The organism is Rhodococcus koreensis, assembly GCF_017068375.1.
Lineage (GTDB): Bacteria > Actinomycetota > Actinomycetes > Mycobacteriales > Mycobacteriaceae > Rhodococcus_F > Rhodococcus_F koreensis.
This window is the reverse complement of sequence record NZ_CP070609.1, coordinates 2,739,835-2,756,370: the sequence shown is the minus strand read 5'-3', so window position 1 is coordinate 2,756,370 and position 16,536 is coordinate 2,739,835. Positions and strand designations below refer to the sequence as shown.

The 16,536-nt window shown below is 67.6% G+C and carries 13 protein-coding genes; 3 read left to right on the top strand and 10 right to left on the bottom strand.

All coding sequences use genetic code 11. The features are described 5' to 3' along the window. Nucleotides 1–17: 17 nt before the first annotated feature. The 4 genes from JWS14_RS12720 to JWS14_RS12705 are packed head-to-tail and all read right to left on the bottom strand — an operon-like array spanning nucleotide 18 to nucleotide 4,702. Nucleotides 18–1,541 (bottom strand): long-chain-fatty-acid--CoA ligase, encoded by a 1,524-nt coding sequence (locus tag JWS14_RS12720; RefSeq protein ID WP_206013386.1) that lies wholly within the window; start codon nucleotides 1,539–1,541, stop codon nucleotides 18–20. Nucleotides 1,542–1,555: 14 nt separating this feature from the next. Beyond that, the gene (locus JWS14_RS12715; RefSeq protein WP_206013384.1) at nucleotides 1,556–2,953 is read right to left on the bottom strand and encodes an MFS transporter; all 1,398 of its coding nucleotides are present in this window, start codon (nucleotides 2,951–2,953) and stop codon (nucleotides 1,556–1,558) included. A gap of 58 nt (nucleotides 2,954–3,011) precedes the next feature. Further along, nucleotides 3,012–3,632, bottom strand: coding sequence for a carboxymuconolactone decarboxylase family protein (locus JWS14_RS50035; RefSeq protein WP_072946348.1), 621 nt, complete (start codon nucleotides 3,630–3,632; stop codon nucleotides 3,012–3,014). Nucleotides 3,633–3,646: 14 nt separating this feature from the next. Further along, a complete protein-coding gene (locus JWS14_RS12705; RefSeq protein WP_072946417.1) occupies nucleotides 3,647–4,702 on the bottom strand; it encodes a beta-keto acid cleavage family enzyme in 1,056 nt (351 codons plus the stop codon). A 138-nt stretch (nucleotides 4,703–4,840) separates the two neighbouring features. Between JWS14_RS12705 and JWS14_RS12700 the strand changes: the two genes are divergently transcribed. Then, nucleotides 4,841–5,890, top strand: a complete 1,050-nt coding sequence (locus JWS14_RS12700; protein ID WP_072946347.1) for an AraC family transcriptional regulator — start codon at nucleotides 4,841–4,843, stop codon at nucleotides 5,888–5,890. Nucleotides 5,891–6,111: 221 nt separating this feature from the next. Further along, nucleotides 6,112–7,584 (top strand): DUF4185 domain-containing protein, encoded by a 1,473-nt coding sequence (locus JWS14_RS12695; RefSeq protein WP_072946346.1) that lies wholly within the window; start codon nucleotides 6,112–6,114, stop codon nucleotides 7,582–7,584. Between the two features lie 60 nt (nucleotides 7,585–7,644). On the opposite strand, the gene JWS14_RS12690 is transcribed toward JWS14_RS12695, so the two are convergent. The 3 genes from JWS14_RS12690 to JWS14_RS12680 form a co-directional block, all read right to left on the bottom strand. Continuing rightward, nucleotides 7,645–8,856, bottom strand: coding sequence for an SfnB family sulfur acquisition oxidoreductase (locus JWS14_RS12690; protein WP_206013383.1), 1,212 nt, complete (start codon nucleotides 8,854–8,856; stop codon nucleotides 7,645–7,647). Nucleotides 8,857–8,935: 79 nt separating this feature from the next. Next, entirely contained in the window at nucleotides 8,936–10,159 is a 1,224-nt protein-coding gene (locus tag JWS14_RS12685; protein ID WP_072946344.1) for an acyl-CoA dehydrogenase family protein, read from the bottom strand. Beyond that, nucleotides 10,156–11,421 carry an acyl-CoA dehydrogenase family protein gene (locus tag JWS14_RS12680; protein ID WP_072946343.1) on the bottom strand — a complete coding sequence of 422 codons (1,266 nt, stop codon included), beginning with the start codon at nucleotides 11,419–11,421 and terminating at the stop codon, nucleotides 10,156–10,158. Before JWS14_RS12680 ends, JWS14_RS12685 begins: the two co-directional genes overlap by 4 nt. A 100-nt stretch (nucleotides 11,422–11,521) precedes the next feature. On the opposite strand from JWS14_RS12680, the gene sfnG reads away from it, so the two are divergent. Next, nucleotides 11,522–12,637: a dimethylsulfone monooxygenase SfnG gene (sfnG, locus tag JWS14_RS12675; RefSeq protein WP_072946416.1), complete on the top strand. Its 1,116-nt coding sequence runs from the start codon at nucleotides 11,522–11,524 to the stop codon at nucleotides 12,635–12,637. Nucleotides 12,638–12,680: 43 nt separating this feature from the next. Here the strand turns inward: sfnG and JWS14_RS12670 are convergent, their stop codons facing one another. The 3 genes from JWS14_RS12670 to JWS14_RS12660 form a co-directional block, all read right to left on the bottom strand. Next, entirely contained in the window at nucleotides 12,681–14,336 is a 1,656-nt protein-coding gene (locus JWS14_RS12670) for an FAD-binding dehydrogenase (protein ID WP_206013381.1), read from the bottom strand. Further along, nucleotides 14,333–15,040, bottom strand: coding sequence for a TetR/AcrR family transcriptional regulator (locus tag JWS14_RS12665; RefSeq protein WP_095862353.1), 708 nt, complete (start codon nucleotides 15,038–15,040; stop codon nucleotides 14,333–14,335). The genes JWS14_RS12670 and JWS14_RS12665 overlap by 4 nt, the downstream gene beginning before the upstream one ends. Before the next feature lie 107 nt (nucleotides 15,041–15,147). Next, complete coding sequence (locus tag JWS14_RS12660; RefSeq protein ID WP_072946340.1) at nucleotides 15,148–16,473, bottom strand: MFS transporter; 1,326 nt, start codon at nucleotides 16,471–16,473, stop codon at nucleotides 15,148–15,150. Between the last annotated feature and the right edge of the window lie 63 nt (nucleotides 16,474–16,536).

The window sequence follows — 16,536 nt, the reverse complement described above, 5'->3', positions numbered from 1 at the left end:
GTTCTTCTCCTCGTGGGTCAGGAGCGCGAGAACGTCTCGCGCAGCTCTCGTTTCAGTACCTTGTGACTCGGTCCCGTCGGCAGCACGTCCACGACGTGCACCTGTCGCGGGTACTTGTGCATCGCGAGACGGGATCTGCTCCATTCGATCAACGTCGTCGGATCGATTCCGGCGGTCGGATCCGCCGGGACGACCACCGCGCAGACCTCTTCGCCGCGGGTGGCGTCGGGCAGGCCGATCACCGCGACCTGCGACACGGCGGGATGTGCCGAGAGAACATCCTCGACCTCGCGGGGGTAGACGTTGAATCCGCCGCGGATGATCACGTCCTTCTTGCGGTCGACGACGGTGACGAAGCCCTCGGCGTCCTTCGTCCCGAGATCGCCGGTGCGGAACCAGCCGTCGACGACGGCCTCGGCGGTCGCGTCCGGGCGGTTCAGGTATCCGGCGAAGATGTTGTGCCCGCGGATGACGATTTCCCCGACCTCGCCGTCGGGAAGCAGTTCGACGGTGAGTTCCCGTTCGGGGTCGGCGATCTCGACGTCCACACCCCACACCGGCCTGCCGACTGTTCCCGGCCGGGTGCCGAACGCGGCCTGGTTCGCGCACGCCACCGGCGCCGTCTCCGACAGACCGTACCCCTCGTACACGGTCGTCGCGAACGTGGCGGCGAACTCGTCGAGCACGTTCACGGGCAGCGACGCGCCACCCGAGATGCAGGTGCGCAGCGACGGGAGGGCGCAGTCCGCGGCCCGAGCGGCGTCGAGCAGTGCGATGTACATCGTCGGCACCCCGTGGAAGACGTCGACGCCTTTCCGGACCATCATCTCGATCGCGGTGTCGCCGGAGAAGCGGGGCAGCAGGACGATCGTCGCCCCCATCCGAAAGGCGGCGTTCATGGTGGCCGTCTGGCCGAACGCGTGGAACAGCGGAAGGCAGCCGAGCACGATGTCCGACTTGCGGACGTCGTTCGCGTCGAGTGCCGACACCGTGGCGTTCAGGACCATGTTGAGGTGGGTGAGGACCGCGCCCTTCGGCGCGCCCGTCGTGCCGCTGGTGTAGAAGACGACGGCGGCATCCTCGGGCGATCGAGACTCGTAACCGACTGTGGCCGTGCCTCCTTCGGAGAGCGCACCACCCGCCGCGACCGCCACGCCGGCCTCGTCGGCGGCGAGGATGGCCACCTCGGTGGTCGGGCCGTGGCAGACGATCAGCTTCGCTTCGCTGTCGCGCAGCACGTACGCCACCTCGGTGGCGGTGAGGAGGAGGTGGACGGGGACGACCACCGCTCCCGCAGCGAGGATTCCGAAGTACACGACCGGGAACTCGGCGACGTTGCCGATCATCAGCGCGACCCGGTCACCCGGCCGCACCCCCTGCTCGTGCAGGGCGGCGGCCACCCGGCGGGCACGGTCCCACAGGTCCCGGTACGTCAGCCGGGTATCGCCGTCGACGACGGCTACGTCGTGCGGGTACTTCCGGGCGGACTCGGCGACGATCGCCGCCAGCGAGAGAGTGGCATGGGGCGCCGAGACAGGCATGGAAATCGGACCTTTCACAGTTCGGAAGGGGCGGCGGAGCGGTGCTCCTGCAGGACGGTGACAGGGATTCCCTTCACCATGACGACGGCGGCGACCATCAGCAGGGCCGCGATGACGAGCAGGGCGTCGTAGAGGTTCCCCGTCGCCGTGGTGATCTGCCCGATGACGTTGGGGGTGACGAAAGCGGCCACACCGCCGATGCTGCTGATGAGCGCGATCCCGCCGGCCGCGGTGGCCGCGGACAGGTACGACGGCGGCACCGTCCAGAACACCGGCAGGGTGCCGAAGCACATCATGGCGGCCACCGTGAGGAGAGCCATCGACCACAGGACACTCGTCTGGGTCAGTGGCAGGGCCGCGAAGCAGAATCCGGCGACCACCAGGGGCACCGCGACGTGGAACCGGCGTTCCAGGCGGCGGTCGGAACTCCGGCCGTTGACGATCATTCCGATCACGGCACCCGCGGCGGGCAGCGTGCTCAGGGTGCCGATCGTCGTGAGGTCGGTGACACCGAGCCCCTCGAGGATGGTGGGAGTCCAGTACGAGAACACGCTGAACCCCGCGTACATGGCGAAGAACACGAAGCCCGCGATGTACACCCGTCGGTCCCTCAGGAGCCGGCGCAGAACGCTACCGGCTGGCTCGCCGGCGTGCCGGGCGGTGTTCTCGGTAACGAGTTCGCTTGCCGTGACGTCTCGTTCACGCGGGGTGAGCCATTTGGCGTCGGCGGGCCCGTCGGGCAGGAGGAACCAGGCGAGGACGCCGAGCAGGACAGCCGGGATGCCCTCGTAGACGAACAGCACCTGCCAGCCGTGCAGGCCGTGCGCACCGTCGAACGTGTTCATGATCCAGGTGGCGAGGGGTCCGCTGAGGATCCCGGCGGCGGGGACGGCGAGGACGAACATCGACGTGATCCGGCCCCGTCGCGCTGCCGGGAACCAATACGTCAGGTACAGGATGATGCAGGGGAAGAAGCCGGCCTCGGCCGCACCGAGCAGGAATCGGAGAATGTACAGCTGGGTGGGGGCGGTGACGAAACCGGTGGCCACCGTGATCAGGCCCCACAGGATCATGATGCGCATGACGGTCGCCCGGGCGCCGATGCGCTGCATGTAGAGGTTGCTCGGCACCTCGAACAGGACGTATCCGACGAAGAACAGCGACGCGCCCAGTCCGTAGGTGGCGGTGCTGAGCCCGAGGTCGTCCATCATGCGGAGTTTGGCGAACGAGATATTCACCCTGTCGATCGAATTGACGATGTAGGCGACGAAGAGGAAGGGCAGGAGGCGGAATGCGATCTTGCGGTACAGCCGGTCGAGTTCGGCCTTCGTCGCCGGTGGGCCGTCACCCCTGCCCGGGGCGCACGACTCCGTGCTCGCGGCGGCACCGCCGCGGGTTCGTGTGATTCTCATGGTGTCTCTTTCACTGGCACGGAATCGTGCGCGTCGGGAGGGGACGGCGGTGGGCGTGTCAGACGCCAACGGCCTGGTTGCGCAGTTCCTGCTCCAGGATCGGCAGGGCGAATTCGTAGGACTCCTGGCCCTGCTCGGCGACGATCCGCAGGACCTCGTCGATTTGTGCGCGGTCGGCGCCGAGCGCGAGCGCGGTCGCGATGTGCCTGCGTGTGCCCGGGGAGTACATGTGGGTCAGCGCGGCATCGCCGGCGATGCAGAGCAATTCGATCCACAGTGGGGGAAGGATGTTGTCGCGCCAGATGCCGGCGCCCATCGCGAGGAACTTCTCGAGCCAGACCCGGTCCCAGTTGTAGAGGGTTTCCCACAGCGGATTGAACTGGTTCTGTGCCCGCAGCCCGTCGCAGACGGGTGTCGGGTGCGTCGATTCCGGGGGAGCCGACTGGCGACCGGCGTGGACGAGTTCCTGGGCCAGGATCGGCACACCGGTTGCGCAGGAGTGGATCCCGATCACCGCCGACAGCTTGATCACCTCGAGCAGTTCCTCGCGGGTGGCGCCGAGTTCGATCGCGGTCTTGATGTGCCTGCGGACGCCGGGCGCGTACAGGTGCGTGGCCGACACGTCGATCTTCAGTCGGACGAAGGCGGCAAGCTTCGGGTCGAGCGTGGAATGATCCATTGCTGCCTACCGATTCAGGCGACGCCGGGGACGGTGAAGCCCCGCTGGCCGACGCGCCGGTTCGGGGCCATGCCCAGCTTCGCGATCGTCTCGTCGGTGCTGCCGTAGGTCTCGCCGATCTTGTAGATCCTGCGGGCCTCCGTGCCGTCGGCGATGTCACGACCGAGTTCGCGGGCGAGGCGCACGGTCTGCTCGATCTGCTCCACCGACGTGATGCGTTCGCCCTTGCGGCCCCACAGGTTGTCCTCGATGCCGACCCGGACGTGCAGCCCCATCGCGATGGCCATCGCGTTCATCGGCAGCACCGCACGCATCGCGCTCTCCACCGTGAGCACGGCTCCGTCGGGGGTGCGGCGGACGAACTCCATGAGGTCGGCCGGGTTGAACCCGGCCGCGCCGCCGCCGATCGCCACGTAGTTGAGGATCAGCGGGCCCTGGTACAGACCCTTCCGGATGAGCCGTTCCACCGACTCGAGCTGGTGGACGTGGCCGAGCATGAAGTGGGGCTGGATCCCCGACTTGGCCAGCCGTTCGAGGTGTTCGATGTAGAAGGAGGGGCGCGCGTCCGACACCATCTCGGTGTACGCCTGGACGTACTGAGGGTTCTCCAGGATCGTGCCCTGGACGTCGTCCTCGGTGAGCAGTTCGACGATGTTCATCTGGCTGGTGTTGACGGCGACGGTCACCTGGTCGGGCGCCGGGTCCAGCTCGGCCAGCATGTGGCGGGTGTCGTAGTCGAGCCACGTGGCGGCCTGGCCCTCGTTCTCGGGTGCGAAGGAGATTGATCCGCCCACCTGGAGGACCATCTCCGGGACCGCCTCGCGGAGCAGGCCCAGCATCTCGTTGAACTTGGACAGCTTCTTGGAGCCCTTGCCGTCTTCCTCGCGGACGTGGACGTGCAGCACGGAGGCGCCGGCATTGAAACAGTCGACGGCCTTCTGGATCTGGGCGTCCATGGTGACCGCGATGTCGTCGGAGTCGGTCGGCAGCCACTGCGGACCGTACGGCGCGACCTGGATGACCAGCTTCTCCTGGTTTTCGGGGTACAGGCTGTCGTCGAGAAAGTGCATGTTCATCCCTCGGGTTCAGGGGCAGATCTCCTGCTCGTCTGCCCTGTCGAGAACTCAAGGTAATGCGCATCACACCTGACTATTTATCTCTACGTAACTACTATTTACCTATGCGTTGCAGCTGGCGAACGGGCAGTCATGGCCGGTGAGAACACGGGCCTGCGGGCCCGGTCGATTCCCGTGGGCGCGCTCGCCAACCTGCCGAAGGTGATGGGCAGTTTCGGCGCGGACGCGTGGCCCCTGCTCGAGTCGTACGGCGTCACCGCGGAACTCCTGACCGGGCAACCCCTGCGGTCGCTGCCGATCGAGACACACGGCCGGATCCTGCACGCCGCGGCGATCGAGACGGGCTGTGACCACCTCGGGCTGCTGCTGGGGCAGTTCGCGTCGCTCGAGAACACCGGGCCGCTGCGATTCCTCGTCACGAATGCCGACACTGTCGGGCAGGCCCTCGACGCGGTGGCCCGGTTCAGCCCCATCTGGTACCGGGGGATCACCGTGGCGCTGACCGTCGAGCGCGGCTACGCCGGCCTGTCGCTCACTCTCGACGGCCTGTTCCCGGGGCGCGAGCAATTGCTGACGGCGTATCTCGCGGCCTACGTGAAGATCCTCGAAATCCTTCTCGCACGGCCGTGGCGGCCGACGTTGGTCCGCATCTCGTACCGTGAGCCGGCGTCGTCCGACGTCTACCGCCGATTCTTCGGTGCACCAATCCATTTCGACGAACCGCGGCACGAGGTGCTGTTTCCGGAAGAAGTGCTGCAGCAGCCGGTCTCGGGAACCGATCCCACCCTGCAGCGCTTCTTCCACGGGCATCTGCAGCAGTTGCAGACCGGGACGGGGAAGGACGTTGTGGGCCAGGTTCGCCGGGCCGTCGAGGAATCGCTGCACGCCGGAGACTGCAGCGTCGACCAGGTGGCGCAGCTGTTCTCCGTCCACCGCATCACCCTGTATCGGCACCTCGCCCGCGCGGGAACGACGTTCGAGGCGGTGGTCGATCAGACCCGCCGCGACCTCGCGGAACAGTTCCTGTCCCAGACGGACCTGCCGCTCGTCGAAGTGAGCCGGCTGCTCGGGTACCGGAACCAGAGTGCGTTCAGCCGCGCGTTCCGGCGTTGGCACGACATCCCGCCGCTGCAATGGCGCCGCGGTCGTCGGGACGACGGGTCACCCGCGGGCGGGCAGTGATGTCGGACACCGGAGGAGAACTCCCGAAGCCTCTGAACCGCAGTGGCTTCGGGCGGATCGCGGCGCGGTGAACGTGCGCCCGGGGATGGAGTCACAGCGGTTTTCCGGATCGGGACGCAAATGTTACCGCCAGGTATGGCGTGTGGTAACCGGCGAGCGTAGAAGGGCGATGTTATGTTCCCCTCGCCGGGTGTGGCCGGAGTTGACGGAGGGGTCGGGGAATGTCGAAGAGGTGGGTCGCGTCGGTCGCGGCTGTGGCGATCGGTTCAGGCATGATCGCCTACTCCAACCAGAACGCCGCCGTCGCGGAACCCGAGCGGGTATCCAACGGTCTTCCGGGCAGCGGACCCTGCGCGAGCGAGGTGTCGAACGAGACGCACTCGCTCATCCCGGACAAGCTCGAGATCCCGATCCCGTACCCGAAGATCACGACGGTGCCCTATCCCGCCCCGGTCACGGACCCCGTCCGCGTCTCGCAGGCGTTGCCCGCCGACACGTGCACCGATCCGTGCCCCGATCTCACCGACGAGACCGACCATGCCCCGGGAAACCTGTCGAGCGAGCTGAACATCCCGGACGTCAGCGTGAAGTTCACGCCCTTCCACTTCGGCATTCCCGTGCCGGGCGCCGACATCCAATTGCCCCCGCCGCCGCCCCTCGTCCACCCCGCGACCGAGGAGGCACCGCGCCGCGCGGCCCCGGCCACCCCGAAGATCGGCGACGTGACCCGCGTGGCGAAGGTGACCGGCGCCGGCTCGGTCAGCCGCACCGACAAGCGCTACCAGGTCAACGGCACCGACCTCGGCATCATCTGGGAGAGCGCCCCCGACCAGGTCGCCGTCGCGTTCGGTGACACCGTCGGCAAGGGATTCCAGCCGCCCGGCGGCCAGGGCGACGACTGGCGCAGCAACGTCCTCGGTTTCAGCTCCGACCGCAACCTGTCCGATGGCATGAGCCTCGACAGCATGGTCCAGGACAGCCGGTGCCACGCGGCGGAACTGCTCGACAGCCGCAAACTCGACAACATCGAGATCACCACCATCCCGACGTCCGGTTTCGCCGTCGGGAACCGGCAGTACATGAGCTACATGTCGATCCGCACCTGGAACAGCATCCCCGCCACGTGGTGGACGAACTACGGCGGCATCGCTTACTCCGACGACGGCGGATCGACGTGGACCAAGGACCCGTACGCGAAGTGGGACAACATCTTCGGGGTCACCAAGTTCCAGGTCGCGTCGATGGTCCCCGCCGGCGACTTCGTGTACATGTTCGGCACCCCCAACACGAGGCTCGGCGCCATCGGTCTGGCGCGCGTCCCGGCCGCCGACGTGCTCAACACGTCCGCGTACCAGTACTGGCAGAACGGTAATTGGACGCCGGTCGGTGGCTACACGGAGGCGACGCCGATCGTGGACGCCCCCGCCGCCGAACTGTCCGTGCGCTACGAGGAAGCCACCGGCAAGTGGCAGATGACCTACCTCGACACGTCCAAGGCGGCCATCGTGCTCCGTGAGTCCGACTCGCCGCAGGGCGCCTGGTCCGGCGGGGCGCCGATGGTCAGCGCCGCCGAATACCCGGAACTGTACGGCGGCTTCATCCACCCGTGGTCCAGCGGCGACGAACTGTACTTCACGATGTCGACGTGGTCGGACTACAACGTGTTCCTGATGAAGGCGGATCTAGGCGCGTAGCACCCGTGCGCCTTTTTGGTAGCTCCCGCAACCAGAAAGGCGCACGGGCGGCGGAGCCGCCTACAGCAGGCCGTGCCGGGGCGGGACGGTGCCCGACAGCGTCCACCGGCCGATGTGCTGGATCTTCCACCGCGTGGGGTCGTGCAGTGTGTGGGTGCGGGCGTCGCGCCAGTACCGCGACAGGTTGGACGTGTCCGACACACTGCGGGTGCCGCCCAGGTCGAACAGCACGCTCGACGCCTCGAGGGACGCGCGTGCGGCAGCGACCTTGGCCGCGGCGGCGTCGATCGACGCGACGGCGGCGGTCTGCTCGGTCAAATTGCGCCGCGCCGCGTCGATGCTGCGGGCACCCTCCCGGAGCAGTGCCGTCGCGGACCGGACGCCGACCGCGGCCTCTCCGGCCAGTTGGATCAGCAGGGGATCGTCGACGGCGTCGGTGACGCCCGCCTCGAAGTAGGGCCTCGCCCGGCGGGCGGCGCGCACGCCCTCGTTCAACGCGGCCGCGGCGATCCCGGCGTCGATGGCGGCGTGCAGGATCTGCGCCTGCGAGCCGTAGGTGGTCGGTGCGTCGAAGATGGGGGAGAACGGCACGACGTGGAACGCGGGCACCCGGACGGCGTCGAGGGTGACGGTTCCGCTCGCGGTGGTCTTCTGCCCCATGCCGTCCCAGTCGTCGACGATCGACAGTCCGGCGGCGGTCCGCGGCAGGTAGGCGACGGCCTTGGCGGGTTTCCCCGCCGGCGTCGTCTTCCCGGGGACCGTGGCCCGCACCGCGATCCAGTCGGCGAACAGCGCGCCCGTGCTGTAGTACTTGCGACCGTCGACGACGAAGTCCCCGTCCTGTTCGGTGAGGGTCGTGGCGTCGACGTCGATGGTCTTCGTTCCGCGCTCGCTCTGGGCGTTGGCGAACTGGCGCCCCGCAAGCACCTCGGAGTAGAAGAACTCCTGCTGCGCCGGTGTGCCCTGATGCCGCAGCACCTCGAGGAACGTGTAGTGGCTGTGCGGGATCTGGGCGATGCTCGGATCGCCCTCGGCGAGAAGCCGGAACACCTCGGCGAGGGTTTCGGTCCGCGCGTCGATGCCGCCGTGCTCGCGGGGAACGCCGAGCGCGAGCAGTCCGGACGCGGCGAGCGCCCGCACCTGTTCGTGCGGCAGCTGTCGCCCGGAATCGCGCGCTGCCGCCTCCTCGGCGAAGTGTGCGGCGAGATCGGCGGCGACGGTGAGGGCTTCGGCCTCGTCGCTGATGCGGTGGGCGTTCTGGACGGCGGTCATGGTTCTCCGTGGCTCGGTGGTGCGGACGCGCCGAATCCGGCCACCGTCGACGGGTGGCCGGACTCGGGGTTCGGAATCGTTATGTGTACCAGGTGGGTTCGGGAAGTTCGCCGGTCAGCAGGTGGCCGCCCACCTCGCGCCGCTTGTACGCGACGGGATCGTGCAGGGTGTGCGTCCGCACGTTCCGCCAGAAGATGTCGAGACCCACCGTGTTGGACGTGGCACGCGCACCGGTCAGTTCGAACACCTTGGTGCCGATCTCGAGGGCGACGTCGGCGGCGCGGATCTTGGCGGCGGCGATACGGACGGCGAGATCCCCGCGCGCCTGTTCGGTGAGGTTCTCCCGCGCGTCGTGCAGTACCGCGTTCGCCTCGCGGTTCACCTGATCGACGAACGCCTCCGCCGCCCACAGCTTCGACTGCAGGTCGCCGTAGCCCTCGCGCAGGTACCACTCGTCGGTCGCCAGTTCCTTGTCGTCGCCGCCGTACGGCCACGGACGGGTCCGGGTCCGGGTGTAGTCGGCCGCGGTGTCGAGTGCGCCGCGGGCGATGCCGACATAGAAGTTGGCGAACACAATCTCGAGCGCGGGGAAGTTCAGCGTGTTGTAGACGAGGGGCTGGAACTCCTTGTCCACGAACCCGGCCGCCCCGGACCAGTCCACCTCGACGTCGTTGATCTCGACCGTGCCGGAGTCGGTGAGGCGTTGCCCGAGATTGTCCCAGTCACCCCGGAACACGATGCCGTCCTGCGCCGTCGGCACGATCGCGAACACGTGTGTGGCCGTGCCCTCGATGATGCCCTCGAGCACGGTGAGGTCGGTGGCGCGGCCGCCCGTCGAGAACGACTTCTCCCCGTTGTAGACGAGCGTATCCCCGCGGTCGACGATCGTGAGGTCGGTGTCGCGCGGGTTGACCGCCCCACCGAACAGGAAGCGGTTGCTCGTGTACAACTCCTCGACGGCCCCGATCTGCGGTGCGGTGCCCACGAGTCGCACGGCCCACGCCCACAGGTAGTGGTAGCCGAGCAACTGTCCGAGGGAGCCGTCGCCGCGCGCGATCTCGCGGACCACCTGGTAGGCGGTCTCCCACGGCTGTCCGGCGCCACCGAATTCGGTGGGCCCGAGCAGGGTGACGAGCCCGCTGTCCTTGAGGAGCCGGACTTCGTCGAACGGTGCACCGCCGGCGCGGTCGCGTTCGACGGCGTCGCGCGCGAGGATCGCGCTCACCTCACGCGCACGCGCGATCCAGCCGTCGGCGGTGGCCGGGGCGTCCGACCAGATCTTCTGTTCGGTGATGACGGTCATGCCTTGTCTCCCTCTGCGCTCGGTGCGGTGCCGATGGCCCACACGTAGACGGGTTCGGTTCCGTTGATCTCGTAGTCGCCGACCACCTTGGCCTTGAACACCACGGGGTTGTGGCTGGCGACGGTGCGTGCATTCCGCCAGAAGCGGTCGAGGTCCCAGTCGCGGCTGACCCCGGACGCGCCGAGTGCGTCGAAGATCGTGGCGGTGGCGGGGACGACGAGCGCGGTGGCGGAGATCTGGCCCTGGGCCGACGCGATCTCGGCGGCGATGTTGGCTGACTTCTCCTCGTCCGGGCTGCCGGTGAACGCGGCCTCGTACGCCCACTGGGCGGGTTCCGCCGCGTGCAGTGCGATCGCCTCGGCGGCATGCGCCGCGGCCGACACCTCGCCCACCACCTGCTGGATCTGCGCGTCCTGCGCATAGGTGGGGGCGTTGCCGTGGCTGAACGTGCGGGTGCGGGCCGCCACCCGGCGGGCGATCACGTCCGTCGCCGCCCGCGCGATGCCCGCGAGCGTGGCGAGGTGGAACAACTGGTAGAACGCGGTCTGATACTTGAACCGGGTGGAGAAGTCGAAGATGTTCTCCGGCTGGACGATCGCGTTCTCGTACGTCGACGTGCCCGAACCGGTGGTCTGCTGGCCGAAACCGTTCCAGTCGTCGCTGTGCGTGACGGCAGGCTGACGCGCCTCGACCGCGGCGATCACGAACGCGCCGGTGTCGGTGCGCTGCGAGTACAGGTCGATCCAGTCGGCGAAGATCGAACCGGTGCTGTAGTACTTCGTCCCGTTCGCGAAGAAGTGGGCCTCACCGGGGACGGGGGACACCTTGGTGTTCGCCTCGCCGAGCGGAACGTCGCCGATCTCGGTCCACGCGTTGCCGACCAGCTGACCGTCCGCGAATCGCCGAAGCCACGTGTCGCGGTCGGGACCGTCGGCGGCGACGAGGCGGTCCTCGACGAACGCGAAATGTCCGCGCAGGGCCTGCGTGACGTTGGAATCCGCCGCGGACAGTTCGACGAGCAGCCGGAACAGCTGGGGGATGCTCGCGCCCGACCCGCCGTGGGATGTCGGCACGCGCACCGCCCCGAAACCGGCCTTCTTCAGGGCGTCGATCTGCTCGTAGGGGAGGACGTGGTCGCGTTCGCGTTCCACCACACCTTCGGCGATGTCGGCGAAGAGGGGGCGGAACCGGGCGGCGAGCGTGCCGTAGTCGGTCTCGCTCGCGATGGGCTGTGCAGCTCTTCGTTCCTGTACGGCTGTCATGCCGTCGAACCTCACACGGTCCCGCGAGCCCGGTGAAGGGTTGGACGCGCGCTGATTGGAAGGGTGGGCGTCTGCCGGGCCGGCGGGTTCCATGCTGGGTATGTCAACCGAACACATCGCTGAGCAGATCAAGTTCGCCTACTGGGTGCCCAACGTCAGTGGCGGGCTGGTCACGTCCGACATCGAACAGCGCACCAGCTGGGACTACGAGTACAACAAGAAACTCGCCCAGACCGCCGAGAACAACGGGTTCGAGTACGCGCTCAGCCAGGTCCGGTACGAGGCCAGCTACGGGGCCGAATTCCAGCACGAGTCGACGAGCTTCAGCCTCGCGCTCCTGCTCGCCACCGAGCGACTGAAGGTGATCGCCGCAGTCCACCCCGGTCTGTGGCAGCCCGCCGTGCTGGCGAAATTGGGAGCCACCGCCGACCACCTGTCGAACGGCCGGTTCGCCGTCAACGTCGTGAGCGGCTGGTTCAAGGACGAGTTCACCCACCTCGGGGAGCCGTGGCTCGAGCACGACGAGCGGTACCGGCGCAGCGCCGAGTTCCTGCAGGTGCTCCGCAAGATCTGGACCGAGGACGACGTCGACTTCCGCGGCGACTTCTACCGCATCCACGACTTCACCCTGAAGCCGAAACCGCTGAACACGCCCGACCGCCCGAACCCCGAACTGTTCCAGGGCGGAAACTCCGCCGCCGCGAGACAGAACGCGGGCCGGTACTCCGACTGGTACTTCAGCAACGGCAAGGACTACGACGGCATCACCGAACAGATCGACGACGTACGACGGGTGGCGCGCGAACACGACCGGGAAGTGAAGTTCGGGCTCAACGGGTTCATCATCGCCCGCGACACCGAGAAGGAAGCCCGCGACACCCTCCGCGAAATCATCGAGAAGGCCAACAAACCGGCGGTCGAGGGCTTCCGGTCCGCCGTCCAGCAGGCGGGCGCGTCCACCGCCGACAAGTCGGGAATGTGGGCCGACTCCACGTTCGAGGATCTCGTCCAGTACAACGACGGCTTCCGCACACAGCTGATCGGCACGCCGGAGCAGGTCGCCGAGCGCATCGTCGAATACCGCCGTCGCGGAGTCGACCTCATCCTGGGCGGTTTCCTGCACTTCCAGGAGGAGATCGAATACTTCGGGGCCAACGTCCTGCCGCTGGTCCGCGAACTGGAGGCGTCCGAGAGGCTTGCGCCCGTGAGTGGTTAAGGAGTTCAGGGACTCGTTACGCACGCACGGGCGGCGGAGCAGCCTACAGCCGGCGGGCCAGCGCGCGACCTGCGGCCCGGCCGGAGAAGATGCAGCCACCGAGGAAGGTGCCCTCGAGTGCGCTGTACCCGTGGACGCCGCCACCACCGAATCCGGCGACCTCACCAGCGGCGTAGAGACCCTCGAACGGGGTGCCGTCGGGCCGGATCACCTGCGAGTCGAGGTTGGTCTCGAGGCCGCCGAGGGTCTTGCGGGTGAGCAGGTGCAGCCGGACCGCGATGAGGGGACCGTTCTTGGGGTCGAGCAACTCGTGCGGGCTCACGACGCGGGTGATCTTGTCGGCCAGCAGGTTCCGGGCGTTGCGGATCGCCATGACCTGGAAGTCCTTGGTGTAGGAGTTCTTCACCTCCCGGTCGCGGGCCACGATTTCGCGTTCGAGGTCCTCGTACTTCAGCGGTGCGTCGGGGGTGAGGGCGTTCATGCCGTCGACGAGGTCGCGGAGGTTGTCGCGGACGACGAAGTCGGCGCCGTGCTGCTTGAACGCCTCGACGGGGCCGGGGGCGCCCTTCTTGAGTCGTTCGGCGAGGAGTTTGAAATCGCGGCCGGTGATGTCGGGGTTCTGCTCGGACCCCGACAGCGCGAATTCCTTCTCGATGATCTTCTGGTCGAGGACGAACCAGGTGTGGTGGTGGCCGCTGTTCATGATGTGCTCGAGGGTGCCCATGGTGTCGAAACCGGGGAAGTTGGGGCTGGGCAGGCGGTTGCCGTTGCCGTCGAACCACATCGACGACGGGCCGGGGATGATGCGGATGCCGTGGTTGGGCCAGATCGGGTCCCAGTTCTGGATGCCCTCGGTGTAGTGCCACATGCGGTCGCGGTTGACGATGTTGCCGCCGGCGTTCTCGGTGATCTCGAGCATGCGGCCGTCGACGTGCGCGGGGACACCGGCGAGCATGTTCTCGGGGGCCTTGCCGAGTCGTGCGGGCCAATTCTTCTTGACCAGTTCGGGGTTCCCGCCGATGCCGCCGGACGTGACGACCACGGCCTGCGCGGAGAATTCGAACTCCCCGACCGCGGTTCGCGAACTCTTCACACCGCGTGCCTCGGTGGACGGTTCGAGGACGGTGCCGCGCACACCGGTGGCGGCGCCGTCGGTGACGACGATCTCGTCGACCTGGTGACGGTGCTTGAACGTGACGAGTCCCCGCTTCGACGCGGCGACGACGCGGGTGAGGAAGACCTCGACGACACCCGGGCCGGTACCCCAGGTGATGTGGAAACGCGGAACGGAATTGCCCTGCCCGAGAGCGGATCCGCGTCCGCGTTCGGCCCACCCGACGTTCGGCATCAGGCGCAGTCCGAGGTCGTGGAGGTACTGCCGCTTCTCGCCGGCCGCGAATTCGACGTACGCCTGCGCCCACAGCCGCGGCCACTGGTCTTCGCGCTCGCGGTCGAAGGCGGCGGTGCCCATCCAGTCCTGGATCGCCAGTTCGTACGAGTCCTTGATGCCGAGGCGCCGCTGTTCGGGGCTGTCGACGAGGAACAGGCCGCCGAGCGACCAGAAGGCCTGGCCGCCGAGGTTCGCCGAACTCTCCTGGTCGACGACGAGGACTTTCCGGCCGGACTTGACCATCTCGTAGGTGGCGACGAGTCCGGCCAGTCCGGCGCCGACGACGATCACATCAGCCTGTTCGGTCACGAGGACCCCTCTTTCCGGTGTGTGTGGGTGTGGGTGGTGTCGGGTTCGGTGTAGGCGGTTACGACTCGGGTGAACAGTTCGAGGCGCAGTTCCCGGGCGGCGGCGTTCTCGTCCTCGATCAGGCACTGGACGCTGGTGCCGTCGTGCAGCGCCACGAGCGCGCGGCCGAGCACCCGGGGATCGCCGGCGATGCGGCGCCCGAGTCTGTGCAGAGCTTTCTCGAGGATGGGCACGATGGTGTCGAGAATCGTGTCTTCGCGGGCTGCGAGTGCCTTCTTCAGCGACGGGTTGCGCAGGGCGTGGGCGGTGAATTCCGCGTTGATCCGGTACCACTGGTCGTCGACGGGGACGACGCCGAGCACCAGTTCGGTGCCGGCGCGCAGTTTTTCGGCAGGCGTGAGCCCGGAGAGGTCGATGCTCGACGAGTCGGCGGCCAGCCGGATCTGCGCGAGCATCGCGCTGGAGCGCTGTTCCCACATGGCGAAGAACATCTCGTCCAGCGACGCGAAGTTGGAGTAGAAGGCGCCGCGGGTATAGCCGCCGCGTTCGCAGATCTGCTCGACCGTCGACCGTCCGAACCCGTTTTCGGCGAACACCTCGACGGCGGCGTCGAGCAGTCGCCGCCGAGTCTGGCCGCGCCGTTTCGTCACCTTCCGGGGTGTGCTGGTGGCAGGCTCGGAGGAGTGCGCCGGTGACGTCGGCATGGCCTCTCCTCCGATCGGGTCGACAGCAACCGTCGATACACTAGCGTATCGGATACACTGGTGTATCGAACATGGCCGTCAGAGCCCGTTCGGAAAGTTGGGCGGTCTCAGAGGTAGAGGTCCTGCTTTCGGATCAGGGCGGTCGCCACGACGCTGACGACCGAGGTGGCGGCGAGGTAGCCGCAGGCCAGCCAGGGGGTTCCGCCCCCGACCGCGATGAGGGCGGTGAGGATCATCGGCGTGACGCCCGACGCGTAGATCCCGGAGAACTGATACACGACGGACAGTCCGGTGTAGCGGATCTCGGTGGGGTAAAGGCTCGCGTACAGCGTGCCCTGCGCGCCGTAGAAGAGGGCATGGATGACGCCGAACACCAGCACCATCGCGACGCCGAACAGGACGAGGTTCTCCGTCCCGAACAGGGCGAACGCGGGGAAGACCGCGAGTCCGTAGGCCCCGATCCCGATGAGGTAGATCCGTTTGGCCCCGTACCGGTCGACCAGCAGGCCGGAGAAGGGCAGGAGCACCGCCATGACCGTCGCGGCGACGGTGACGACGAGGAGGACGGGAATCTTGGCGAATTCCAGGTTCTTGGTGGCGTAGGTGATCGCGAAGACGCCCCAGGTGTTGAACGCGGCGCCCTCGCCCCAACGCGAGAGCAGGCCGAGGACGGTGCCCCGGCGCACCCGGCCGCGGAACACATCCTTCAGCGGAGCGGAGGAGCGCTTCGAGAGGTCGTGAACCTCCTGGAACGCGGGAGTCTCCTCGACCTTCAGGCGGACCACGAATCCGACGAAGACGAGGATCAGGCTCAGCAGGAAGGCAATTCGCCATCCGTAGGTGAGGAACTGGCCGTCGTCGAAGATCACCTGCAGTGCGGCGAAGACGCCGGTGCCCAGGGCCAGGCCCAGCGCCAGGCCGATCTGGGGGATGCTGCCGAAGATGCCGCGCTTCTTCGCGGGGCTGTGTTCGACGGCGAGGAGCACGGCGCCCGCCCATTCGCCGCCCAGTGCGAATCCCTGCAGGATGCGCAGCAGGAGCAGCAGGATCGGCGCGATCACCCCGACCTGTGCGGCCGTCGGCAGCACACCCATCAGGGCGGTGGCGACGCCCATGATGAACATGGTGAGTGCGAGCGTCTTCTTCCGTCCGATGCGGTCGCCGATGTGGCCGAAGACGACTCCGCCGATCGGCCGGACCACGAAACCGACCGCGAACGTGGCGAACGCCAGCATGGTGCCGACGAACGAACTCTGATCGGGGAAGAACAGCTGGTTGAAGACCAGGCTGGCGGCCGTCGCGTAGAGGAAGAAGTCGTACCATTCGACAGTCGTCCCCAGCAGGCTGGCGGCGACGACGGTGCGGAGCCGCTTGCGCCGTTCGAGGTCGGATTCGTTCGAGGATGTGTACGGGGCGTCGGACAGCGTAGTCATAGCGCGGCGACCGTAACCTTGCCGGCTGCGGTCGAGCACTACTCTGAATCACGGTGATCGAAA

Coding starts and splice junctions, on each gene's coding strand:
- JWS14_RS12720 (WP_206013386.1), bottom strand. CDS start 1,541: ATGCCTGTCTCGGCGCCCCATGCCACTCTCTCGCTGGCGGCGATCGTC.
- JWS14_RS12715 (WP_206013384.1), bottom strand. CDS start 2,953: ATGAGAATCACACGAACCCGCGGCGGTGCCGCCGCGAGCACGGAGTCG.
- JWS14_RS50035 (WP_072946348.1), bottom strand. CDS start 3,632: ATGGATCATTCCACGCTCGACCCGAAGCTTGCCGCCTTCGTCCGACTG.
- JWS14_RS12705 (WP_072946417.1), bottom strand. CDS start 4,702: ATGCACTTTCTCGACGACAGCCTGTACCCCGAAAACCAGGAGAAGCTG.
- JWS14_RS12700 (WP_072946347.1), top strand. CDS start 4,841: ATGGCCGGTGAGAACACGGGCCTGCGGGCCCGGTCGATTCCCGTGGGC.
- JWS14_RS12695 (WP_072946346.1), top strand. CDS start 6,112: ATGTCGAAGAGGTGGGTCGCGTCGGTCGCGGCTGTGGCGATCGGTTCA.
- JWS14_RS12690 (WP_206013383.1), bottom strand. CDS start 8,856: ATGACCGCCGTCCAGAACGCCCACCGCATCAGCGACGAGGCCGAAGCC.
- JWS14_RS12685 (WP_072946344.1), bottom strand. CDS start 10,159: ATGACCGTCATCACCGAACAGAAGATCTGGTCGGACGCCCCGGCCACC.
- JWS14_RS12680 (WP_072946343.1), bottom strand. CDS start 11,421: ATGACAGCCGTACAGGAACGAAGAGCTGCACAGCCCATCGCGAGCGAG.
- sfnG (WP_072946416.1), top strand. CDS start 11,522: ATGTCAACCGAACACATCGCTGAGCAGATCAAGTTCGCCTACTGGGTG.
- JWS14_RS12665 (WP_095862353.1), bottom strand. CDS start 15,040: ATGCCGACGTCACCGGCGCACTCCTCCGAGCCTGCCACCAGCACACCC.
- JWS14_RS12660 (WP_072946340.1), bottom strand. CDS start 16,473: ATGACTACGCTGTCCGACGCCCCGTACACATCCTCGAACGAATCCGAC.